Annotated in this window: 21 protein-coding genes and 1 pseudogene; 10 read left to right on the top strand and 12 right to left on the bottom strand. The window is 70.7% G+C overall.

What is annotated here, in order from left to right; translation table 11 throughout:
- Nucleotides 1-25: 25 nt before the first annotated feature.
- Both OHO27_RS19965 and OHO27_RS19960 read right to left on the bottom strand, forming a co-directional pair.
- The gene (locus OHO27_RS19965) at nucleotides 26-874 is read right to left on the bottom strand and encodes an ABC transporter permease (RefSeq protein ID WP_328425809.1); all 849 of its coding nucleotides are present in this window, start codon (nucleotides 872-874) and stop codon (nucleotides 26-28) included.
- On the bottom strand, nucleotides 871-1,926 hold the full coding sequence (locus tag OHO27_RS19960; protein WP_328425807.1) for an ATP-binding cassette domain-containing protein: 1,056 nt from the start codon (nucleotides 1,924-1,926) through the stop codon (nucleotides 871-873). Before OHO27_RS19960 ends, OHO27_RS19965 begins: the two co-directional genes overlap by 4 nt.
- Nucleotides 1,927-2,316: 390 nt before the next feature.
- Between OHO27_RS19960 and OHO27_RS19955 the strand changes: the two genes are divergently transcribed.
- A complete protein-coding gene (locus OHO27_RS19955; protein ID WP_328425805.1) occupies nucleotides 2,317-3,297 on the top strand; it encodes an NAD(P)H-quinone oxidoreductase in 981 nt (326 codons plus the stop codon).
- A 39-nt stretch (nucleotides 3,298-3,336) separates the two neighbouring features.
- On the opposite strand, the gene OHO27_RS19950 is transcribed toward OHO27_RS19955, so the two are convergent.
- Entirely contained in the window at nucleotides 3,337-3,762 is a 426-nt protein-coding gene (locus OHO27_RS19950) for a hypothetical protein (RefSeq protein ID WP_328425803.1), read from the bottom strand.
- A 666-nt stretch (nucleotides 3,763-4,428) separates the two neighbouring features.
- On the opposite strand from OHO27_RS19950, the gene OHO27_RS19945 reads away from it, so the two are divergent.
- Nucleotides 4,429-4,968: a bacterial proteasome activator family protein gene (locus tag OHO27_RS19945; protein ID WP_328425801.1), complete on the top strand. Its 540-nt coding sequence runs from the start codon at nucleotides 4,429-4,431 to the stop codon at nucleotides 4,966-4,968.
- 83 nt (nucleotides 4,969-5,051) lie between these two features.
- On the opposite strand, the gene OHO27_RS19940 is transcribed toward OHO27_RS19945, so the two are convergent.
- Nucleotides 5,052-6,704 carry a protein kinase domain-containing protein gene (locus OHO27_RS19940; protein WP_328425799.1) on the bottom strand — a complete coding sequence of 551 codons (1,653 nt, stop codon included), beginning with the start codon at nucleotides 6,702-6,704 and terminating at the stop codon, nucleotides 5,052-5,054.
- 352 nt (nucleotides 6,705-7,056) lie between these two features.
- Between OHO27_RS19940 and OHO27_RS19935 the strand changes: the two genes are divergently transcribed.
- The 4 genes from OHO27_RS19935 to OHO27_RS19920 all read left to right on the top strand — a co-directional run bounded on the left by OHO27_RS19935 (nucleotide 7,057) and on the right by OHO27_RS19920 (nucleotide 12,650).
- On the top strand, nucleotides 7,057-8,616 hold the full coding sequence (locus OHO27_RS19935; protein ID WP_328425797.1) for a protein kinase domain-containing protein: 1,560 nt from the start codon (nucleotides 7,057-7,059) through the stop codon (nucleotides 8,614-8,616).
- Between the two features lie 441 nt (nucleotides 8,617-9,057).
- Entirely contained in the window at nucleotides 9,058-10,233 is a 1,176-nt protein-coding gene (pdhA, locus tag OHO27_RS19930) for a pyruvate dehydrogenase (acetyl-transferring) E1 component subunit alpha (RefSeq protein ID WP_328425795.1), read from the top strand.
- Between the two features lies 1 nt (nucleotide 10,234).
- Nucleotides 10,235-11,224, top strand: a complete 990-nt coding sequence (locus tag OHO27_RS19925; RefSeq protein WP_328425793.1) for an alpha-ketoacid dehydrogenase subunit beta — start codon at nucleotides 10,235-10,237, stop codon at nucleotides 11,222-11,224.
- Nucleotides 11,225-11,234: 10 nt separating this feature from the next.
- Complete coding sequence (locus tag OHO27_RS19920; protein ID WP_328425791.1) at nucleotides 11,235-12,650, top strand: dihydrolipoamide acetyltransferase family protein; 1,416 nt, start codon at nucleotides 11,235-11,237, stop codon at nucleotides 12,648-12,650.
- Between the two features lie 67 nt (nucleotides 12,651-12,717).
- Here OHO27_RS19920 and OHO27_RS19915 read toward each other — a convergent pair whose 3' ends face one another.
- Complete coding sequence (locus OHO27_RS19915) at nucleotides 12,718-13,620, bottom strand: D-alanyl-D-alanine carboxypeptidase family protein (RefSeq protein WP_328425789.1); 903 nt, start codon at nucleotides 13,618-13,620, stop codon at nucleotides 12,718-12,720.
- 209 nt (nucleotides 13,621-13,829) lie between these two features.
- Between OHO27_RS19915 and OHO27_RS19910 the strand changes: the two genes are divergently transcribed.
- Both OHO27_RS19910 and OHO27_RS19905 read left to right on the top strand, forming a co-directional pair.
- A complete protein-coding gene (locus tag OHO27_RS19910; RefSeq protein ID WP_328425787.1) occupies nucleotides 13,830-14,492 on the top strand; it encodes a GntR family transcriptional regulator in 663 nt (220 codons plus the stop codon).
- A complete protein-coding gene (locus OHO27_RS19905) occupies nucleotides 14,489-15,802 on the top strand; it encodes an MFS transporter (protein WP_328425785.1) in 1,314 nt (437 codons plus the stop codon). The genes OHO27_RS19910 and OHO27_RS19905 overlap by 4 nt, the downstream gene beginning before the upstream one ends.
- A 12-nt stretch (nucleotides 15,803-15,814) precedes the next feature.
- On the opposite strand, the gene OHO27_RS19900 is transcribed toward OHO27_RS19905, so the two are convergent.
- The 3 genes and pseudogenes from OHO27_RS19900 to OHO27_RS43160 all read right to left on the bottom strand — a co-directional run.
- Nucleotides 15,815-16,615 (bottom strand): SAM-dependent methyltransferase, encoded by an 801-nt coding sequence (locus OHO27_RS19900; protein ID WP_328425783.1) that lies wholly within the window; start codon nucleotides 16,613-16,615, stop codon nucleotides 15,815-15,817.
- Between the two features lie 84 nt (nucleotides 16,616-16,699).
- Nucleotides 16,700-17,008 carry a hypothetical protein gene (locus OHO27_RS43165; protein WP_443059568.1) on the bottom strand — a complete coding sequence of 103 codons (309 nt, stop codon included), beginning with the start codon at nucleotides 17,006-17,008 and terminating at the stop codon, nucleotides 16,700-16,702.
- A pseudogene (locus tag OHO27_RS43160) lies at nucleotides 16,987-17,439 on the bottom strand (maleylpyruvate isomerase family mycothiol-dependent enzyme); the annotation flags it as partial. The pseudogene OHO27_RS43160 and the gene OHO27_RS43165, both read right to left, overlap by 22 nt.
- Nucleotides 17,440-17,726: 287 nt before the next feature.
- On the opposite strand from OHO27_RS43160, the gene OHO27_RS19890 reads away from it, so the two are divergent.
- Nucleotides 17,727-18,521, top strand: coding sequence for a carbon-nitrogen family hydrolase (locus tag OHO27_RS19890; RefSeq protein WP_328425781.1), 795 nt, complete (start codon nucleotides 17,727-17,729; stop codon nucleotides 18,519-18,521).
- Nucleotides 18,522-18,569: 48 nt separating this feature from the next.
- Here OHO27_RS19890 and OHO27_RS19885 read toward each other — a convergent pair whose 3' ends face one another.
- Both OHO27_RS19885 and OHO27_RS19880 read right to left on the bottom strand, forming a co-directional pair.
- Nucleotides 18,570-19,067 carry an LURP-one-related/scramblase family protein gene (locus tag OHO27_RS19885; RefSeq protein WP_328425779.1) on the bottom strand — a complete coding sequence of 166 codons (498 nt, stop codon included), beginning with the start codon at nucleotides 19,065-19,067 and terminating at the stop codon, nucleotides 18,570-18,572.
- A complete protein-coding gene (locus OHO27_RS19880; RefSeq protein WP_328425777.1) occupies nucleotides 19,064-20,068 on the bottom strand; it encodes a helix-turn-helix domain-containing protein in 1,005 nt (334 codons plus the stop codon). Before OHO27_RS19880 ends, OHO27_RS19885 begins: the two co-directional genes overlap by 4 nt.
- A 52-nt stretch (nucleotides 20,069-20,120) precedes the next feature.
- On the opposite strand from OHO27_RS19880, the gene OHO27_RS19875 reads away from it, so the two are divergent.
- The gene (locus OHO27_RS19875) at nucleotides 20,121-20,507 is read left to right on the top strand and encodes a cupin domain-containing protein (RefSeq protein WP_328425775.1); all 387 of its coding nucleotides are present in this window, start codon (nucleotides 20,121-20,123) and stop codon (nucleotides 20,505-20,507) included.
- 220 nt (nucleotides 20,508-20,727) lie between these two features.
- On the opposite strand, the gene OHO27_RS19870 is transcribed toward OHO27_RS19875, so the two are convergent.
- Nucleotides 20,728-20,973: a DUF6458 family protein gene (locus tag OHO27_RS19870; protein WP_328425773.1), complete on the bottom strand. Its 246-nt coding sequence runs from the start codon at nucleotides 20,971-20,973 to the stop codon at nucleotides 20,728-20,730.
- A 65-nt stretch (nucleotides 20,974-21,038) separates the two neighbouring features.
- Nucleotides 21,039-22,337 carry a M18 family aminopeptidase gene (locus OHO27_RS19865; protein WP_328425771.1) on the bottom strand — a complete coding sequence of 433 codons (1,299 nt, stop codon included), beginning with the start codon at nucleotides 22,335-22,337 and terminating at the stop codon, nucleotides 21,039-21,041.
- Nucleotides 22,338-22,340: the final 3 nt, after the last annotated feature.

Here is a 22,340-nt window from a genome sequence, read left to right as displayed (position 1 = left end):
AGCGCGCTGCTTGCTGTTGTACGCGCTACTTGCGGTTGTACAGCCGCATCGTGATCGGCCCGAAGACCAGCACGAACAGGCCCGCCCAGCCCACCGACCAGGCGATCTCGTCCGCAGGCCAGTTGCCCGCCATCAACTCGCGGACGGCCGAGGCCAGATGGGTGATCGGGCTGTTGTTGACGAAGGCCTGGAGCCAGCCCGGCATGGTCTTCGGGTCGACGAAGATGTTCGACAGGAAGGTCAGCGGGAACAGCACCATCATGCTGACGCCCATCACCGACTTCTCGCTGCGCAGCAACAGCCCGAACATCGTCCAGACCCACGAGAACGCGAACGAGAAGGCGACCAGCAGGGCGATCCCGGCGAGGACACCGACCACCCCGCCGTCCGGGCGGTAGCCGATGATCATGCCGACGGTGAGCATCACCACGGACGCGATCGTGTAGCGCAGGGCGTCGCCCAGCAGATAGCCGACCATCGTCGACGGCCGCCAGATGGGCAGCGAACGGAACCGGTCGAAGACACCCTTCTCGATGTCGGTGTTCACCGAGACGCCCGTGTACATCGTGATCATCACGACCGACATCACCAGGATGCCCGGCAGCAGGAACTGGATGTACTCCTTCGGGGACCCGGCCAGAGCGCCGCCGAACAGGTACGTGTACATCAGCACCATCATGATCGGGAACGCGGTGACGTCGAAGAGCTGCTCCGGCACGTGCTTGATCTTCAGGATCGCGCGCCAGCCGAAGGTCATCGAGGCCGACAGGGCGCTGGGCCGCGGCGGCCGCTCCCCCGCGACGAGCAGCGCCGCGAGCGACTCGGCGCTGACGGGGGCGAGTTCCTTGTTCTCGGTCTGCGTCACGGTGCTCATGCCGCCACCCCGTCCTTGTCGTCCTTGCCGGGCTGGTCGGCCTTGGCCGTCCGTTCGTCGTTGTCGCGTGCGTCGCGGGTGTCGTGTCCGGTGAGGGCGAGGAACACCTCGTCCAGGCTGGGCTGGCCCAGCGAGAAGTTGTCGACGGTGATCCCGGTGCGGGCCAGCTCGGCGAGTGCTCGGGCGGCCTGTTCCGCCGCGCCCTGGCCATCGGCGGCCCCGGAGCCGACACGTGCGGTGAGGGCCACGGGATCCGGCTCCAGCTGCACTTCCGCGTCCAGGGTCAGCCGCAGGACGCGCTCGGCCTCCGGACGCTGCGCCGCGTCGCGCAGCCGCAGATGGACGGAACCGGCGCCCACGGACGCCTTCAGCTCGCCCTTGGTCCCCTCGGCGATCACCTTGCCGTGGTCGATGACGGCGATCCGGGAGGCCAACTGGTCGGCCTCGTCCAGGTACTGCGTGGTCAGCAGCACCGTCGTGCCCTGGGCGACGACCGCGCGCACGATGTCCCACACCTGGTTGCGGCTGCGCGGGTCGAGGCCCGTCGTCGGCTCGTCGAGGAAGAGCAGGTCGGGGGTGTTGAGGATGGAAGCGGCGATGTCGATACGGCGCCGCATGCCGCCGGAGTAGTTCTTCACCTGCTTCGCGGCCGCCTCCGTCAGCCCGAAGGCCTCCAGGAGCTGCGCGGAGCGCTGCCGCGCGGCCTGCTTGCCGTGTCCGAGGAGCCGGCCCAGCAGGACCAGGTTCTCGGTGCCGGTGAGGTCCTCGTCCACGGAGGCGTACTGGCCGGTGAGGCTGACGCGGCCGCGTACCTCGTCGGCCTCGCGGACGACGTCGTGGCCGAAGACGTGGGCCTCGCCGCCGTCGGGTCGTAGGAGGGTGGCGAGCATTTTCACCGTGGTGGTCTTTCCGGCGCCGTTGGGGCCGAGGACGCCGTAGACCGTGCCGGCCGGAACCGCGAGGTCCACGCCGTCGACGGCCCGTGTCTCACCGAACGTCTTCACCAGGCCCGCGGTCTCGATCGCGAGACCGGACGTCGTCTGCGTGCTCATGCTTTCGGGGTTCCTTCCGGGTGGTCCTTCCGCGTTTTTGGGCTACGCATGGGGAGACCTTTACGGTCGCGCAAACTCATCGGCGGCGCACAGGGATTTTCGAAGGACCCGCCCAAGGACCGAGAGATATGGGACCGGGGACCGAGGCGGGGGGCTCCGCCGGGGGAACGGGGACGGCGGCTGGAGGGCTCGGGCGGGAGTACCGGGGCCGGGGCGCGGAGCTCGGGGGGAGTGCAGGGAGCGGGGCCGGACTTCGGGCACTAGGACAGGGCCGACGCGGGGCCTCCGCCGGGAGTACGGGACGGCGGCTGGAGGGCTCGGGCAGGAGAGGGGGAACGGGGCGGGAGTACGGCGGCCGGGGCGTGAAGGCCGAGGAGTAGCGTCCGTCCCATGTATGCGATCACGATTCCCGAACCTGGTGGGCCCGAGGCGCTGGTGTGGGACGAGGTCCCCGAGCCCGTCGCCGGAGAGGGCGAGGTGCTGGTCGAGGTGGTGGCCGGGGCCGTCAACCGTGCCGACATCCTGCAGCGGCAGGGCTTCTACAACCCGCCGCCCGGCGCCTCCCCCTACCCCGGTCTGGAGTGCTCCGGCCGGATCGCCGAGATCGGCCCCGGCGTCTCCGGCTGGGCCGTCGGCGACGAGGTGTGCGCGCTGCTCTCGGGCGGCGGCTACGCCGAGAAGGTCGCCGTACCGGCAGGCCAGTTGATGCCCGTGCCCAAGGGCGTGAGCCTCGCGCAGGCCGCCGCGCTGCCCGAGGTGGTCTGCACGGTCTGGTCGAACGTCTTCATGGTGTCCCATCTGCGCCCCGGCGAGACCCTGCTCGTGCACGGCGGTTCGAGCGGCATCGGCACCATGGCCATCCAGCTGGCCAAGGCCGTCGGGGCCAGGGTCGCGGTCACGGCGGGCAGCAAGGACAAGCTCGACCGGTGTGCCGAGCTGGGCGCCGACATCCTCGTCAACTACCGGGAGCAGGACTTCGTCGCCGAGGTCAAGGAGGCCACCGACGGGGCCGGAGCCGACGTCATCCTCGACAACATGGGCGCCAAGTACCTCGACCGCAACGTCCGGACCCTCGCCGTGAACGGCCGCCTCGCGATCATCGGCCTGCAGGGCGGCGTCAAGGGCGAGCTCAACATCGGCGCGCTCCTGGCCAAGCGGGGTGCCGTCAGCGCCACCTCGCTGCGTGCCCGTCCCCTCGGCGAGAAGGCGGCGATCGTCGCGGCCGTACGCGAGCACGTCTGGCCCCTGCTGGACGCCGGGCACGTACGGCCGGTGGTGGACCGCGAGATGCCGATGAGCGACGCTGCCGGGGCGCACCGGGTGCTGGAGGAGAGCGGGCACGTGGGCAAGGTGCTCCTGGTCGTGCCGTAGGACGGCCACGGCGGCCAGGACGGCCCGAGCGGCCACCTGCTAGCCGCGCCGCAGCCTGAGACCCACGAAGGCGAGGCCCAGGCCGAGCCCGATGAGCACCAGCCCGGCGCCGAGAGGCAGCACCTGCAGTACGGGTTCGGCGGGGTCCTCGGCGTGCGTGACGGGCCGGTGTACGGGGTGGGTCGCCGGGGCGGAGGTCTCTGCGGCGGCCTCCGAGCTCTCGGTCGCCCCACCCCCGTCGTCCTCGCCCTCCGACTCCGGCCGCGTCGAGCCGTCACCCGCCTCGTCGCGGTCGGGTTCCCGCCCCGTCGCCGCTTCCTCGTCCTCCAGGGGCCCCTTCTCCCGCCCCGGTCGCTCCCGCCCCTCACCGGCCCGGCTCCCGGCCCGGGACGGCCCGTCGGAGGGGCTGGGACGGGAGGCGGCGGGGCGGTGGGCCGTGGAGGTGTGCGCTGCCCCGGGCTTCATGTCCCCTTCCGACCTCGAGGCCTCCCCGTACTGTCCGGATTTCCCGGACGCCGTGGGGGAGGCGGAGGGAACCCCCGACGCCGGGAACGAGCCGGAGGGGGTCCCGGACTCGGGGGCGGAGCCGTCGGCGCCCTCAGGCGCAGTTGCAGGGGAACCCGAGGGAGCGGAGGAGGCCGGAGGCGCGGCCGCGGAGCCGGAGGGGCCCCGGGAGGCGGCAGCCGGGCCGGGCCGAGGCGTGCTTGCGGGGCCGTAGGAGGCCCTGGACCCGGCTGCGGAGCGGGAGGCGGCCCGGGACCCGGCTGTGGGGTCCGAGGAGGCCCGGGCCCCGTTCCTGGCGTCGGAGGAAGCCCCGGTCGGGACAGCACCACGCGTGCCCTCAAGGCCGTGCGCCGTCACAGTCCCGCCCGGCCCGAGGATCAGCCCCAGCGCCAGCACCCCCAGCACTCCCGCAGCGCGCAGTTCCCGCGGTCGCCGCCGTTGCGCCCGTACCGCCCCCAGCCATGAAGTCATGTGATAAGCCTCACAGGACCCTGCAAACCCGGCATTTCGGAGGCCGCCACCCGACCGAACCCGGCCTGACGAAATCTCCCGCACCGTAAACGGTGGATCACCCCACACGGGGGGGCACCACGATGATGAGCTGTACGGGTGCGAGAGAATGGGGGCATGGAGATGCCGAGGAACGAACGGTCGTCGGAGAACCCCCAGATCCTGGTCGTGGGCCAGGACGGGATGGCCATCGGCGGCGGAGGAGACGAGGACTCCCGCGAGGTTCCGGTGACCGAGATGGTCGAGCAGCCGGCGAAGGTCATGCGGATCGGAAGCATGATCAAGCAGCTGCTCGAAGAGGTCCGCGTGGCGCCGCTGGACGAGGCGAGCCGCGTCCGGCTCAAGGAGATCCACGCCAGCTCCGTGAAGGAGCTGGAGGACGGCCTGGCCCCGGAACTCGTCGAGGAGCTGGAGCGGCTCTCCCTGCCGTTCACGGACGAGGCGACACCGAGCGACGCGGAACTGCGGATCGCGCAGGCCCAGTTGGTCGGCTGGCTGGAGGGCCTGTTCCACGGCATCCAGACCACGCTGTTCGCCCAGCAGATGGCCGCGCGCGCCCAGCTGGAGCAGATGCGCCGCGCCCTCCCGCCGGGCGTCGGCGGCCCCGAGGACGGCGAGCAGCACCCGGGCGGCCGCTCGGGCGGACCGTACCTGTAGGACACACCTGACCCCGTAGGACACCCACCGCGTACGTGAAGGGCCCGGCAGCCGATGCTGCCGGGCCCTTTCGGTTCACTGGATCAGTCCGAATCGGGATTGCCCGTCGAGACCGTGAACTTCATCTCCGGCGGGTCGTCCGGGTCGAAGTCCGTACCCTTCTCGGGCGACTGCCGCATGACGGTGCCCTCGCCGAACGTGTTCTCGTCGGTGTCGACCTTCTCGACGTCCCACCCTGCGGCCTTGAGGCACTCGACGACCGACGGCCAGTACTTGAAGGTCATGTCCGGCATCGTCACCTTGTCGGGGTCGAGGTACGACTCCCGCGGCTCGGTGCACTCGGTCGTCTCGACCGTGTTCGCGCTGTCGCCGGCCCGGTAGCCCGCCGCCTTCGTCGCCGGCTCCGAGGCGGTCGTGCCGCCGCTGCCGCCGCTCCCGCCCCCGTCGTCCTCTGTGCCCCCGCCCTTCAGCGTCAGGGCCGCGATCAGGCCGCCCACCGCGACGACGGACACGATGACCGAGCCGATGATCATCGGACGGTTGCTCTTGCCACCGCCCGAAGCGGGCCGCGTCTGGGGCGACATGGTGTACGGCGCCGGGGTCGGGTGGCCCGGCTGCGGGGAGTACGAGGCCGGTGGCGGCGTCTGGAAGCCCTGCTGCTGCGGGTAGCCGTACGCCGGCGAAGGCATCGACGGCGGCGGGGTGCCGTACGGGTTCGGGGCCGGCGTCTGCTGGTACGGCGTCTGGACGGGGCCCGCGGGCGGGGGCGTCTGGCCGACCGGCGGGAACACCGAGGCGCCGACGCCCTGGCCGCTCTGCATGTGCGAGCCCGGCACGATGCTGGGCGGGGCCGCCTGGAAGGACGCGGCCACGCGCAGGCACTCGTCGCGCATGGACTCGGCGCTCGGGAAGCGTTCGTTCGGGTTCTTCTTCAGCGCGCGGGCCACCAGCGCGTCCAAGGCCGGCGGCAGGGCGCTGTTGATCGAGGACGGAGCGACCGGCTCCTCCTGCACGTGCGCGTACGCGATCGCCAGCGGTGAGTCCGCGTCGAACGGCAGCCGCCCGGTGACCAGTTGGAACAGCATGATGCCGACCGAGTAGAGGTCGGAGCGGGCGTCCACGCCCCGGCCCAGCGCCTGTTCCGGCGAGAGGTACTGCGGGGTGCCGACCACCATGCCGGTCTGTGTCATCGACGTCACACCGGACTGCATGGCGCGCGCGATGCCGAAGTCCATGACCTTGACGACGCCGCGCTTGTTCATCATCACGTTGCCCGGCTTGATGTCCCGGTGGACCAGGCCCATCTCGTGGCTGATCTCCAGCGCCGCGAGCACGTCAGCGGTGATCTTCAGCGCCTTGTCGGCGGGCATCGCGCCCAACTGCCGTACGTCCTCGTCGAAGACGGAGCTGAGCGGGCGGCCCTCGATGTACTCCATGACGATGTACGGCGTCGTCATGCCGTCGACGTCGTCCTCGCCGGTGTCGAAGACCGAGACGATGTTGGTGTGCGTGAGCTTCGCCACTGCCTGCGCCTCGCGGCGGAAGCGCTCGCGGAAGGCCTGCTCGCGGCCGAGTTCGGTGTGCAGCGTCTTGACCGCGACCTGCCGGTCGAGCACGGAGTCGTAGGCGAGATGCACGGCGGCCATGCCGCCCTGGCCGAGCAGGTCGCGCAGCTGATAGCGGCCGCCGGCCAGCGACCGCCCCGCGTTCTGGCCCTGTGCGCCGTCCTGGCTCATGTTCTGCGTCCCCCGTACCCTCTCGGGCGCCTGCGATTGCCGTGGATCGAGTGATCCCGAGTGATCCAATGTGGTATTCCCGGCCAAGTCTGCCCCACGGCACTGACAGGTCAAGCGCGGTGCCCGTTCCGTGACCGTACGCGAAGGGAGCGTCGCGGAAGCGTTACAGGGGCTGTACGCCCGGTGCACAGAATTTGCACGACGGGACGGGGTGACGGTTTGATGGCCGGTCCGTCTCCATCGGACCGGGGTCACCGTCTCGGACCGACGGCTTGCGCTGAGGCTGTAGCGTGGCCGACGGAGACCGTAACAACACCGCGCGCACCGCGGGCAGAAACGACGGCGAGGACCGATGGCACAGCAGCAGCGCGCTCAGGGCCAGTCCGACCCCGAGGCGGCTGGCGGCGGTATGTCAGACGCGCCGGAAATGTGGGGTAATGGCGGACTTGTCGGGGACGGTCGATATCGGCTGACCCACAGACTCGGCCGGGGCGGCATGGCCGAGGTGTTCGCGGCCGAGGACGTGCGTCTCGGACGCACCGTGGCGGTCAAGCTGCTGCGCTCCGACCTCGCCGAGGACCCCGTCTCCAAGGCCCGCTTCACGCGCGAGGCCCAGTCGGTGGCCGGCCTCAACCACCATGCGATCGTCGCCGTGTACGACTCCGGCGAGGACGTCGTGGGCGCGCACAGCGTGCCGTACATCGTGATGGAGATCGTCGAGGGCCGCACCATCCGCGACCTCCTCCTCAACGCCGAGGCGCCCGGCCCCGAGCAGGCCCTGATCATCGTCTCCGGTGTCCTGGAGGCGCTCGCCTACTCGCACCAGCACGGCATCGTGCATCGTGACATCAAGCCCGCCAACGTCATCATCACCCACAACGGCGCCGTGAAGGTGATGGACTTCGGCATCGCCCGCGCCCTGCACGGCGCGCAGTCGACGATGACGCAGACCGGCATGGTCATGGGCACCCCGCAGTACCTGTCGCCCGAGCAGGCGCTCGGCAAGGCGGTCGACCACCGCTCCGACCTGTACGCGACGGGCTGCCTGCTCTACGAACTCCTCGCGCTGCGCCCGCCGTTCACCGGCGAGACGCCGCTGTCGGTGGTCTACCAGCACGTCCAGGACATCCCGACCCCGCCGTCCGAGACCTCCGACGCCGTGCCGCCGGAGCTCGACGGCCTGGTCATGCGCTCGCTCGCCAAGGAGCCGGACGACCGCTTCCAGACGGCCGAGGAGATGCGCGGCCTCGTCCAGTACGGCCTGCAGATGCTGTACGACCAGGGCGGCCACACCGGCACCTGGAACACCGGCCCGGTGACGATGCACGAGGGCCGGCACACCCCGGCCACGGGTTTCGCGAACACCACCGTCATGGGACACCCGGGCGACCCCGGCTCCGGCACGGCGCAGATCCCGAAGCCGATGATGCCCTCCGGGTACGGCGGCGGTGACGACGGCGGCTTCGAGGGGCGCGGCAACAGGGGCAGCGGCCGCGGCAAGCTGTGGATCCTCGCCGTCCTCGCGGTGATCGCCATCGCGGCGGGTGTCGCGCTGGCGCTGAACAACGCCGGCGGTGGTGGCGGCGGCAAGGACACCAAGGACACGCCGACCACCTCGCAGACCACCGACGAGGACAAGGCCACCGACGAGCCCACGGACGAGCCGACCGAGGAGCCGACCGACGAGGTCACCGACGACGGCTCCGGCACGGGCACCGACCCGGACTACACCCCCTCGGACACGCCCTCGTACTCGCCGACCGACGAGCCGACGGAGGAGCCGACCGAGGAGCCGACGGAGGAGCCCACCACGGCCGAGCCGACGGACGAGCCGACCACGCCCGAACCGACGGACGAGCCGACCACGGATCCCACGCTGCCGACACCGCCGACGGGCGGCGTCGAGGGCTGACCTTCCTGACGCAGAACAGCCTGTACGCGCGCGTGCGGCCCGGCAACGGGCTTCACGCGCGCGTGGCGTTTTCGGCGCCGTGTCGGCCGACCGGGTGACACCCCGAGGCCGCCCCCGGCTGGGATCTCCCGCCCTGCGACTCTTCCCGTGTCGCGGGTCACCGATATAACGTGCCGTTGTTCCGGCCCCCTGCAAGGCTGTGACCAGGAGTTGTTCCCGACTTTCGCGATTTACTTGGAAATCCAAGCAAAATCGCAGGTCAGGAGGGGTTTCACAGAAATGTGGAGCACTGGGTAACGTGCCTTTTGCAGGGCGCTCGCCGGGGCACCTGTCACGCCTGTCCCCCAACGAGCCGCACCCACCCTGTGCGTCCGTAGGGCTTCAGGTGAGCCGCACTGGCACCCGGCGAACCCGGGTAGCCGGACCGACGGAGGAGCACACGTGACCGTGGAGAGCACTGCCGCGCGCAAGCCGCGACGCAGCGCCGGTACCAAGAGCACGGCCGGCAAGACAACCGCAAGGAAATCGCCGAGCACGGACCCCGAGCTCGTGCAGTTGCTGACGCCCGAGGGCAAACGCGTCAAGAACGCCGAGTACGACAAGTACGTCGCCGGCATCACCCCCGAAGAGCTCCGCGGCCTCTACCGCGACATGGTGCTCACCCGCCGTTTCGACGCCGAGGCCACCTCCCTGCAGCGCCAGGGCGAGCTGGGCCTGTGGGCGTCGCTGCTCGGCCAGGAGGCCGCCCAGATCGGCTCCGGCCGCGCCACCCGCGAGGACGACTACGTCTTCCCGACCTACCGCGAGCACGGCGTGGCCTGGTGCCGCGGGGTCGACCCGGCCAACCTGCTGGGCATGTTCCGCGGTGTGAACAACGGCGGCTGGGACCCGAACAGCAACAACTTCCAGCTCTACACGATCGTCATCGGTTCCCAGACGCTGCATGCGACCGGCTACGCGATGGGCATCGCCAAGGACGGCGCCGACAGCGCGGTGATCGCGTACTTCGGCGACGGTGCCTCCAGCCAGGGCGACGTCGCGGAGTCCTTCACCTTCTCCGCGGTCTACAACGCGCCCGTGGTGTTCTTCTGCCAGAACAACCAGTGGGCGATCTCCGAGCCGACCGAGAAGCAGACCCGGGTGCCGCTCTACCAGCGCGCACAGGGCTACGGCTTCCCCGGCGTCCGCGTCGACGGCAACGACGTCCTGGCCTGCCTGGCCGTGACGAAGTGGGCGCTGGAGCGCGCCCGCAGTGGCGAGGGGCCGACGCTCGTCGAGGCGTACACGTACCGGATGGGTGCCCACACCACCTCCGACGACCCGACGAAGTACCGGGCCGACGAGGAGCGCGAGGCCTGGGAGGCGAAGGACCCGATCCTGCGCGTTCGCCGGTACCTCGAGGCTTCAAACCACGCGGACGAGGGATTCTTCGCGGAACTGGAGACCGAGAGCGAGGCGTTGGGCAAACGAGTGCGCGAGGCGGTCCGTGCCATGCCGGACCCGGACCACTTCGCCATCTTCGAGAACGTGTACGCGGACGGGCATGCGCTCGTCGACGAGGAGCGCGCCCAGTTCGCCGCCTACCAGGCGTCGTTCGCGGACGTAGAGGGGGCCTGACATGGCAGCGGAGACAGTCAAGAGCATGGCTCTTGCCAAGGCGATCAACGAATCGCTGCGGCACGCGCTCGACGCGGACCCCAAGGTCCTCATCATGGGCGAGGACGTCGGCAAGCTCGGCGGCGTCTTCCGGGTCACCGACGGCCTGCAGAAGGACTTCGGCGAGAGCCGGGTCATCGACACCCCGCTGGCCGAGTCGGGCATCGTGGGCACCGCGATCGGCCTGGCCCTGCGCGGCTACCGCCCCGTGGTGGAGATCCAGTTCGACGGCTTCGTCTTCCCGGCCTACGACCAGATCGTCACGCAGCTCGCGAAGATGCACGCGCGCTCGCTGGGCAAGGTCAAGCTCCCGGTCGTCGTCCGCATCCCCTACGGCGGCGGCATCGGCGCGGTCGAGCACCACAGCGAGTCCCCCGAGTCCCTCTTCGCGCACGTGGCGGGCCTGAAGATCGTCTCGCCGTCCAACGCGTCGGACGCGTACTGGATGATGCAGCAGGCCATCCAGAGCGACGACCCGGTGATCTTCTTCGAGCCCAAGCGGCGCTACTGGGACAAGGGCGAGGTCAGCACCGAGGCGATCCCGGGCCCGCTGCACAAGGCGCGGGTCGTCCGCGAGGGCACGGACCTCACGCTGGCCGCGTACGGCCCGATGGTCAAGCTCTGCCAGGAGGTCGCCGCCGCGGCCGCCGAGGAGGGCCGGAACCTGGAGGTCCTGGACCTGCGCTCGGTCTCCCCTCTGGACTTCGACTCGATCCAGACGTCGGTCGAGAAGACCCGCCGTCTGGTGGTGGTCCACGAGGCCCCGGTGTTCTTCGGCTCGGGCGCGGAGATCGCCGCCCGGATCACGGAGCGCTGCTTCTACCACCTGGAGGCCCCGGTGCTGCGGGTGGGCGGCTATCACGCCCCGTATCCGCCGGCGCGCCTGGAGGAGGAGTACCTGCCGGGCCTGGACCGGGTGCTCGACGCCGTCGACCGTGCCCTGGCGTACTGAGGAGAGGGTCGTGACGACGATGACGGAAGCGTCCGTGCGTGAGTTCAAGATGCCCGATGTGGGCGAGGGACTCACCGAGGCCGAGATCCTCAAGTGGTACGTCCAGCCGGGCGACACGGTCACCGACGGCCAGGTGGTCTGCGAGGTCGAGACGGCCAAGGCGGCCGTCGAGCTGCCCATCCCGTACGACGGGGTGGTCCGCGAGCTGCGCTTCCCCGAGGGCACCACGGTGGACGTCGGCACGGCGATCATCGCGGTGGACCTGGCGGGCGGGGCGGCGCCGGCCGCTCCGGCACCGGCCGCGCAGCCGGAGGCCGCTCGGGAGGAGCCCAAGCCGGAGGGCTCGGGCCGCCAGCCGGTCCTGGTCGGCTACGGCGTGGCCCAGACCTCGACGAAGCGCCGCCCGCGCAAGGGTGCCGACGTCCCGCAGCAGGAGCCCTCGACGGCGGCGCAGGCACTGCAGTCCGAGCTGAACGGCCACGGCCCCGCGCCGGCGGTGACGTCCGACCGTCCGCTGGCGAAGCCGCCGGTGCGCAAGCTGGCGAAGGACCTGGGCGTCGACCTGGCCACGGTCACTCCGACCGGCCCCGACGGCATCATCACGCGCGAGGACGTCCACGCGGCGGTGGCCCCGTCCGCGCCGGCCGCCGAGCCGGTGCCCCAGGCGGCCCCGGCCACCCCGGCTGCCGCCCCGGCGCCGATGGCCGCGGCCACGTACGACACGGCCCGTGAGACCCGTGTCCCGGTCAAGGGCGTGCGCAAGGCGACGGCGGCGGCGATGGTCGGGTCGGCGTTCACGGCGCCGCATGTCACGGAGTTCGTGACGGTGGACGTGACGCGCACGATGAAGCTGGTCGAGGAGCTCAAGGAGGACAAGGAGTTCACGGGCCTGCGGGTGAACCCCCTGCTGCTGATCTCCAAGGCCCTGCTGGTCGCGATCAAGCGCAACCCGGACGTGAACGCGTCCTGGGACGAGGCGAACCAGGAGATCGTGCAGAAGCACTACGTCAACCTGGGCATCGCGGCGGCGACCCCGCGCGGCCTGATCGTCCCGAACATCAAGGACGCCCACGCCAGGACGCTCCCGCAACTGGCCGAGGCGCTCGGTGAGCTGGTGTCGACGGCTCGGGACGGCAAGACCACCCCCGGCGCGATGCAGGGCGGCACGGTCACCATCACCAACGTCGGCGTCTTCGGCGTCGACACCGGCACCCCGATCCTGAACCCCGGCGAGTCCGCGATCCTCGCGGTCGGCGCGATCAAGCTCCAGCCCTGGGTCCACAAGGGCAAGGTGAAGCCGCGTCAGGTCACGACGCTGGCGCTCAGCTTCGACCACCGGCTGGTGGACGGTGCGCTGGGCTCCAAGGTGCTGGCGGACGTGGCGGCGATCCTGGAGCAGCCGAAGCGGCTGATCACCTGGGCGTGAGCCACGGGAGGTAGCGAAAGGGGCGGCCCCTGTCGAGTGGCCGCCCCTTTCGCTCAGTACTTGGAGGTCAGCTGATGCGGGCGTAGCCGTAGTTGATCAGCTTCTTCACGTCCGCCGTGCGGTTGGCCTCCGAGGAGGCGGTCAGCACGGCGCCCATGACCTGCTCGCCGTTCTTCGTGGCGGCGAAGACCAGGCAGTACTTGGCCTCGGTGCCGGAGCCCGTCTTGATGCCGAGCGTGCCGTTCCAGCCGAGCAGGGTGTTGGTGTTCGTCCACGCCGCCATCGTGCGGGTGGAACCGGTCTTCGTGATGGTCTTGGCCGTGTACGACTTGGTCTTCACGACGGTCTTGAACGTGGAGCTCTTCATCACGCTGCGGGCGAGCTTCGTCAGGTCTCGCGGCGTCGAGGCGTTGGAGCCGTTGCTTATGCCGTCGAACGAGTCGAACTTCGTGTTCGTCATGCCCAGGCTCTTGGCCATGGTGTTCATCTTGCCGATGAAGCTCTTGGTGCGGGCGGCGACGGTCGAGCCGGAACCGAACTTGTCTGCGAGGGCCATCGCCGCGTCACAGCCGGACGGCAGCATCATCCCGTAGAGCAGCTGACGGACGGTCACCTTGTCGCCGACGATCAGGCGGGCAGTCGACGGGTAGCCCTTGCGGACCATGTAGTCGCTGACCTCCTTCTTGATCGTCACCTTGGTGTCCAGGTTCAGGTTCGACTGCGACAGAACGACCTTCGCCGTCATGATCTTCGTGGTGGAGGCGGTGAGCCTCTTGGTGTCAGCGGCCTTGGTGAAGAGCGTCGTGCCGGTCGCGCTGTTCATCAGGTACCCGCCCTTGGCGGTGATGGAGGGTGCCGTCACGGCCTGCGCGGGAGCCGCGGTGAGGGCTCCGGTCACGAGCACGGCGCCGGTCGTGACGGCGGCGGCTGCGGCTCTGCGGACGCGGAGGCCCTTGGTGGCGGTTATCAACTTAAATACCCCGATTGCGTCGAATGCCCCGAAAGTGCGGCCGAGTTGGAGGGGGAAGAAAGTGGGGCCGCACGTGTGTGACACGTAATTAACACAGAAGGTTGTGCACCAGTTGCGGCAGGTGCCGCTTCTTTGCCCGGGGATCCCTTTTGGGGTCCGCATGGTGGACGCCGACCGCCATGCGTACGTGTTGTATCTATGCTGTGGCCATGCCTTCCGCCCCGCCCGCCACGCTCAAGCAGCCCCCCGCCGCCGACCGCGTCTACACCCACGTCAAACAGGGCGTCCTGGACCGCCGTTACGAGGGCGGCACTCTGCTCACCGAGGGCGAGCTCGCCCAGGCCGTAGGTGTCTCGCGCACTCCGGTGCGGGAGGCGCTGCTGCGGCTGGAGGTCGAAGGGCTGATCAAGCTCTACCCGAAGAAGGGCGCACTGGTTCTGCCGGTCTCCGCACAGGAGATCAAGGACGTGGTGGAGACGCGGATGCTCGTCGAGGAGCACGCGGCGCGCAAGGCCGTCCCCGCGCCCCCCGGGCTCATCGAGCGCCTGGAGGAACTGCTCGCCCGGCAGAAGGAACAGGCCGCCGCCGGTGATCTCGCCGGGGCCGCCGTCACCGACCGGTGCTTCCACGCGGAGATCGTCCGCAGCGGCGGCAACGAGATCCTGTCGCGGCTCTACGACCAACTGCGCGACCGGCAGCTGCGCATGGGCGTGGCAGTCCTGCACTCCCACCCCGACCGGATCGCCAAGACCCTCGTCGAGCACGAGGAGATCCTGCGGGCCCTGCGTTCCGGGGACGCCGAGGAGGCCGTCGGGCTGGTCCACCGGCACATCGGCTGGTTCTCGCATCTGGCGCGGGGTGAGGAGCGATGAAGGCTGCCGCGTTGCCGGGCGGTCCTCCCCCAGAGGGGGCACCCCCAGGCGGCCGCCGCGCCGTCGCCATCTGGGGCACAGGCGTCTCGGTCTACTTCGTCGCCGTCATCTTCCGTACGTCCCTAGGGGTCGCCGGCCTCGACGCGGCGGACCGCTTCGACGTGAACGCCTCGGCCCTGTCGACGTTCTCGATCCTCCAACTGCTCGTGTACGCGGGCATGCAGATACCCGTCGGCCTGCTGGTCGACCGGCTCGGCACCAAGAAGGTGCTGACCATCGGCGTGGTGCTGTTCACCGCGGGCCAACTCGGCTTCGCCTTCTCGCCGTCGTACGGCACGGCCCTCGCCTCGCGCGCGCTGCTGGGCTGCGGCGACGCGATGACCTTCATCAGCGTGCTGCGGCTCGGCACCCGCTGGTTCCCGGCCCGGCGCGGCCCGCTGATCGCGCAGCTCGCGGGCCTTGCGGGCATGGCGGGCAACCTCGTCTCCACGCTCGTTCTGGCGCGGCTGCTGCACGGGGTGGGCTGGACGGCGGCGTTCGCGGGCAGCGCGGCCGCCGGTGTCGTCGTACTCGTCCTGCTCCTCCTGTTCCTGAAGGACCACCCCGAGGGGCACGAGCCGGAGCCGCTGCCGCACCAGGGGTCGGCGTATGTACGACGCCAGATATCCGCGTCCTGGCGGGAGCCCGGCACAAGGCTCGGGTTGTGGGTGCACTTCACGACGCAGTTCCCGGCGATGGTGTTCCTGCTGCTGTGGGGCATGCCGTTCCTGGTGGAGGCGCAGGGGCTGTCCCGGGCGACGGCCGGTGAACTGCTCACCCTCGTCGTCCTGTCGAACATGGTCGTGGGCCTGGTCTACGGCCAGGTAGTCGCCCGGCACCACGAGGCGCGGCTGCCGCTGGCGCTGGGCACGGTGGGGGCGACGGCGGTGCTGTGGGCGACGACGCTGGCCTGGCCCGGTGAGACGGCGCCGATGTGGCTGCTGATCGTGCTGTGCACGGTGCTCGGGGCGTGCGGGCCCGCCTCGATGCTCGGCTTCGACTTCGCGCGGCCGGCGAATCCGCCGGAGCGTCAGGGGACGGCGTCCGGGATCACCAACATGGGTGGTTTCGTCGCCTCGATGACGACCCTGTTCGTGGTCGGCGTGCTGCTGGACGCGACGGGCGACGACTACGCCGTCGCCTTCTCGGCGGTGTTCGTCCTCCAGGCCCTGGGCGTCAGCCAGATCCTGCGACTGCGCAGGCAGGCGGCGCGCAGGGAGCGGGAACGGCTGGTCGCCAGCAGGGTGGAGACCGTACACGTACCGGCGTAGTCGGCCCGAGCGTCAGCCGCGCACGGGTACGAGCGTGAGGTAGGCGATCCCCAGCACCCCGCGGTAGCTCATCCACTGGGCGCGATGCCGGTCGAGGCGCTCGCGCGTCTCGGCCGCGAGCGGGTGATCCGGGTTCTCGGCCAGCCAGATCTCGACGTCCGCCTGGTACGCCGACTCGAACTCCTCCCACTCGCCGAGGGTCGCCGTCTCCGTCCACTCCGGGCGGAAACCGGCGTCGACCACGAGGTCGAGCAGGGTGGCGAGGTCGTGGTGGTCGGTGGGGGCGGCTCCGGGCCACATGCCGGACAGTTCGGCAGGGGCCGGGGTGCGCTGCCAGAAGCCCTCCCCGAGCAGCACGCGTCCGCCGTCGGCGACCAGGCGGCGCAGTTCGCGCAGGGCGTCGGTGTAGAGATGGGGCGGCTCGGCCGAGCTCAGGGCCTGGCTCGCCCCGACGCACAGGACCAGGTCGGCCGGACCGCGTGAGGTCCCGACCGCGGACTCCTCGACGAACTCGGCCCTGCGCGCCAGCCCTCGGGCCTCGGCAAGGCGGCGGCCGCGCACGAGGTCCTCGGCCTTGATGTCGATGCCGACCCCTGTCGCGTCGGGCGCGGCAGCCAGGACGCGCAGCATCAGCTCGCCCCAGCCACAGCCGATGTCGAGGACCGACATCGGTTTCGTACGGGTGAGCCGCTGGACGAGACCCTGCGCCCGTGCCTCGGACAGCGGACCGTGGAAGGTCAACCGGGTGAGGCGGGGCGGTTCGTCGGTACGAGGGCCGGGGGCGGCCTCGTTTTCAGTTGTCGTGTCAGTCACGGCACGCACGCTAACCCCGCGTCCCCTGCCGCGGACAGCGAATAACGGGCGGCCGCCTCGCGGCACCCGGCGCCCTGCGGACTCCTACGGCGTGACCGTGAAGTTCCGCAGGATCGCCGCGGTCAGGTCCGCGTCGCCCTCCGACTTGAGCCGGTCCGCCGCCGACTCCGGCGTGATGCGGCCGCAGGCCAGGCGGACGTAGGTCTCCCAGTCGAGGGTGAGGGTGGCGGCGGGGCCCAGCGCGGGGGCCGTTTCGAGAGTGCCGCGGCCCTGGATGTCGATACGGATGGTGCGCAGGAACTCGATCGGGCCGTGCACGTCGAGCACGATCGCCGAACTGCGGGGCGCGTCCGCCTTGGTGGCGACGATGTCGGGCAGCTTGGCCAGCAGCACGTCGCGGGCGACGTGCGCGCCGGGGAGTCGAGGTTGCCGGGGCGGCCGAGGGCCGCGCGCAGGTCCTGCTCGTGGACCCAGATGTCGAACGCGTGGGTCCGCATCGACTCCTCGAGAGTGAGCTCCGCCCCGAGCGGGCCGCGCACCTTCGTGCCGGGGTCGCGGGACTCGTTGCGCAGCTGGCGGTTGCGGCGGATGACCGTGTACTCCAGCTCCGAGGTCATCTCCGGCGCCGTGTGGTGGCGGCGGACGTCGACCTGCATCTCCATGTAGCGCTGGTTGTCGTTGGTGACGTGGAAGAGGTCGCGCGGAAGCGTGTGGATGGGACGCGGGTCGCCGAGCATCTCGCAGTCCAGCCCGATGACATGGGACACGACGTCGCGGACCGACCAGCCGGGGCAGGGCGTGCGCCGATTCCACTCGCCCTCCACAAGCGGCGTCACCAGCTCGGATATCGCTTCGATGGAGTGGGTCCAGGCGTCGGCGTAGGGCTGGAGGGTGGGATGCAGACTCACGGAAACGGGACCCCTCGGCGGTTGGAACGTCGGTACGCGGGCAGTTGTGGCGGCGGTGCCAGTGGGCGGCGGCTGCTGTCGGCGGGTGTCTTGAAACGCTAAGTTACGCTGCTGTGAGGCACCCCGGCAGTGCTTTCGTGTGACGATCGTAGGCCCCGCGTGGATGCCCGTGTGGACCGCTCGAATGCCAGGACGGTGGTAGTGTGCGCGCCTCTCTGCTTCAGATCGACGTCAATGAGGACGAATCGGTCGAATCGCGTCGGGTGAGGGTCGCCTCGCTGGTGCGGGACCAGGCGGGTGCGGATCTGGTCGTGCTGCCCGAGCTGTGGACCACCGGGGCGTTCGCCTACGAGGAGTTCGGCAGCGAGGCCGAGCCGCTCGAAGGGCCGACGTACGAGGCGATGGCGAAGGCCGCGAGCGACGCGGGCGTGTGGCTGCACGCCGGCTCGATCCCTGAGCGTGACCCCGAAGGGCCGCTCTACAACACCTCTCTGGTCTTCTCCCCCTCCGGTGATCTGGCCGCCGCGTACCGCAAGATCCATCGCTTCGGCTTCGACAAGGGCGAGGCGGTGCTCATGGGCGCGGGCGAGGAACTGGTGACGGTCCGGCTGCCCGGGACGACCCTGGGTGTGGCCACCTGCTACGACCTCCGATTCCCCGAACTCTTCCGCGGCCTCGTCGACGCCGGCGCCGAGACCCTGGTCATTCCGGCGGGCTGGCCGGAGCGCCGCCGGGCGCACTGGACGCTGCTGGCTCAGGCGCGGGCGGTGGAGAACCAGGCGTTCGTGCTTGCCTGTGGAACGGCCGGGACGCACGCGGGAGTTCCACAGGCCGGTCACTCGATCGTGGTCGATCCGTGGGGCGAGGTGCTGGCGCAGGCCGGTGCGGGGGAGCAGGTCCTGACGGTGGAGTTCGACCCGGGGAAGGTCGCGGTGACACGGGATCAGTTCCCGGCGCTCAAGGACCGGATGCTGGGGCTGACGGCGCCGCGTCGCTGACGGCGCACCGGCCTCCCCGGCCGCCGCCCGTCAGCACCGCCTCGCCCGTCAGTCGTCCCCTCGCTCCTTCTCCGCCAGGTGGATCACGCACACCGCCACCGCGATCAGCAGCGCCGGATCCGCGTCGTCCCGTACGACGTCCACGCCGTAGGTCTCCCGCACGTGCAGCCACCGGCGGGAGACGACGGCCAGCAGTTCGCCGTCGTACTCGACGGCGAACTCCCGGTCGAGGATCTTGCCGCTGACGTCGAGTTCCGTGCTGCCGTCCGCCAGGGACACCCGGTAGTGGTTGCGCAGCAGGGACAGCCGCTTGCGGCGGATCGTGGCGAGCGGTTCACCGGCCCGCTCGATCACCATCGTGTCGCGCAGGGCGAGCATCTTCTGGTGGATGTCGATGAGGACGTGCCCCTGGGCGTCCTTCAGCTCGAAGGTGTCCCGCAGCCGCATCGCCTTGCCGTCGACGAGGAACACCTTGTTGCCCCGGTCGTCCTCGATCCAGTAGTCGTCACCGAAGCCGAGGAGCCGGTCGCGTACGAGGAATCTCATGACACGAGGGGTTCCCCGCCGCCCGGTCCGAAACGCCGCCTGTAGGCCGACGGGCTGAGCCCGGTCTCGCGCCGCACGCGCACGCGGAGGTTCGCTGCCGTGCCCAGTCCGCTCCTCGCCGCCACCACGTCCAGCCGTTCCTCCCCGCGCTCGATCAGGCGGCACGCGAGCGCCACCCGCTCCCCCGTCAGCCAGGCCAGCGGCGTCGTCCCGAGCTGGGCCTGGAAACGCCGGTGCAGGGTGGCCGGCGACACCGCCGCACGCACCGCCTGGTCAGCCACCGTCAGCGGTTCCCCCAGCCGTTCCTGCGCCCACGTCAGCAGCGGCGCCAGCGACTCGTCCGGCACGTCCGGCAGCGGCCGCTCCACGAACTGCTTCTGCCCGCCGTCCCGATGCGCGGCGAACACCAGCCGCCGGGACACGGCATTGGCTACTTCGGCGCCATGGTCCCGCCGTACGACATGCAGGCACAGGTCGAGCGCGGCGGCGCTGCCCGCGGCGGTGAGGATGTCGCCCTCGTCGACGAAGAGCACGTCCGGTTCCAGCAGCACTCTCGGATGCAGCTCCCGGAAGGCATCGGCCCAGCGCCAGTGCGTGGTGGCCCGTCGCCCGTCGAGCAGCCCGGCCTCGGCGAGCGCGAAGCTTCCGGTGCACAGGCTCATCACGCGTGCGCCACGCGCGTGCGTGCGCCGGATGGCGTCGAGCACGGCGGCGCCACGCGGCACGACGTTGTCCGGGCGGCCGGGCACGACGAGGGTGTCCGCCGCGTCGACCACGTCCAGCCCGGGCACCCCGGTCAGCGTGAAGAACCCGTGGTTCATCCGCACCTCACGCGCGGGCGCGCACAGCGTCACGTCGTACAGCGGCCCGGCGAGGCCCAACTCGGGCCGCGGCAGCCCGAACAGCTCGGTGGCGACGCCGACCTCGAAGGGGTTGGTGCCCTCGTCGACGATCACGGCGACGCGGTGCGTGGACGGCTGCTGAGAGGATCCTTGCGCCATATGCGATTCCTAGCACTCGCGCGGTTCCCGGACCACCCCGCACGCTGAGCACATGGAACCCATATCGCTCGGCGACGCCCTCGCCTCCTTCACGCAGACCTGGAGCCCGCGCATCGTGACGGCCGTCAACGACTACGACGTCCGCGTGGCCAAGGTCGACGGCGAGCACGTCTGGCACGTGCACGACCACACCGACGAGTTCTTCCTGGTCCTGGAGGGCGAACTGCACATCGCCCTGCGGGAGCCCCAGGGCGAGCGCACGGTCGTCCTCCCCAAGGGCGCCGTCTTCACGGTCCCCCGCGGCACCGAACACAAGCCGTACGCCCCCGCCCCCGCGGCCATCCTCCTCTTCGAACCCACGGGCACCCTGACCGTCGGCGACCACCACGACGAGGTGCCGGACCATGTGGACGCGACGACCGGGCACGCGTTGCGCTAGGCCTGCCGGGCAGCGGATCCCCTGACACCTCGTCCGGCGTCCGGGCTCACAGGTCGGTATCTGGAGTTCATCCATGGCCCTTCGACGCGGCTCCTAGTCGCCGCCGCCCGCCCGAGCTGCTGTTCTCGGGTGAGGGTGAGGGTGCGGGCACCGACCTCTCCCGCACCCTCCACCTCAACCCTGAGATCGTGCTCGCCGGGACGGACAGCGGGGCGGAGTCTCAGGCGCCGTAACCGTCGCTGTAGCCGTCCCGCCGGTGGGGCTGCTCGCCGACGACCGGGGTCGTCGGCGGTACCACCACGCGCTTGCGCCTGGCGATGCTGCTGAACGTCGTGACGCCGATGAGCCCCACGATCATGAGGATGATCCCGACCAGGTCGAGATTGACCCCCTCCATCTCCCAGTCCGTTGCAAACGTGAGGATGGCTCCCGCGGCGATGAGGATGATGCACCCGCCGAGGCCCATGAGTTGTCGCCTCCCTGTCCGGTCCGGTGGTTCCGGTCGGAGGCGGGTACCCCACCGCCCAGGAACTACCCCTCCAGGAACGCCACCAACGAGTTCGCCAGCAGCCACGGGTCTTCCGCGCCGCACAACTCCCGCGCGCTGTGCATGGAAAGGATCGCCACGCCGATGTCGACGGTCTTGATGCCGTGCCGGGCCGCGGTGATCGGGCCGATCGTCGTGCCGCAGGGCATGGAGTTGTTGGAGACGAAGGACTGGAAGGGCACGTCGGCCCTCTCGCAGGCCGCCGCCCACACCGCCCGGCCCGAACCGTCGGTCGCGTAGCGGTTGTTGACGTTGACCTTCAGGATCGGCCCGCCGTTGACGCGCGGGTGGTGCGTCGGGTCGTGGCGCTCCGCGTAGTTGGGGTGGACCGCGTGGCCCGTGTCGGAGGACAGACAGACCGTGCCGGCGAAGGCCCGCGCCCGGTCCTCGTACGACCCCCCGCGCGCGAACACCGAGCGCTCCAGTACGCCACCCAGCAGCGGCCCGTCCGCGCCCGTGTCGCTCTGCGAGCCGTTCTCCTCGTGGTCGAAGGCGGCCAGCACCGGGATGTACGGCAGTCCGGCGCCCGAGCCGGCCACCGCGGCCAGCGCCGCCACTCCGGCGTGGACCGAGAGCAGGTTGTCCATGCGCGGGCCCGCGACGAGCTCCTTGTCCCGGCCCAGGTAGGCCGGCGGCTCCACGGAGTGCACCATCAGGTCCCAGCCGGCGACCTCGCCCGCCGCGAGCCCGGCCGTCTCCTCCAGGAAGGCGATCAGGTCGCCGTCGCGCACGTCGCCGCCGAGGCCCCAAATGGGCTGCAGATGCCGCTGCTTGTCGAGCTTGAGCCCTTCCGCGGACACGGAACGGTCCAGGTGGATGGCGAGTTGGGGGACGCGCAGCAGCGGCCGGTCCACGTTCACCAGCCGGGTCGTACCGTCCCGCAGCGTCAGCCGGCCGGCGATGCCCAGGTCGCGGTCGAGCCAGGAGTTCAGGAGCGGTCCGCCGTAGATCTCCACGGCCACCTGCCGCCAGCCGTGCGCTCCGGTGTCGGGCAGCGGCTTCACGCGCAGGTTGGGGGAGTCCGTGTGGGCGCCGACGATCCGGTACGGCGTGTGGGGCGCCGCGCCCTCGGGGACGTACCAGGCCACGATCGCGCCACCGCGCAGCACGTACTTGCCGCCGCTCGTCCCGTCCCAGGCGTCCGTCTCCGAGACCTGCCTGAATCCGGCCTTTTCCAGCCGTTCGGCGGTGTTCGCCACGGCGTGGTACGGCGTGGGGCTCGCCGCCAGGAAGGACATGAGGTCGTCGGTGTGGCCGCGGTCGAAGCGGGGGGGTTCGCTCATGGG

The sequence above is a fragment of the Streptomyces sp. NBC_00443 genome (genome assembly GCF_036014175.1).
Taxonomy (GTDB): domain Bacteria; phylum Actinomycetota; class Actinomycetes; order Streptomycetales; family Streptomycetaceae; genus Streptomyces.
Note: the sequence above shows the minus strand (reverse complement) of the source record. Positions and strands in the feature narration are given on the sequence as shown.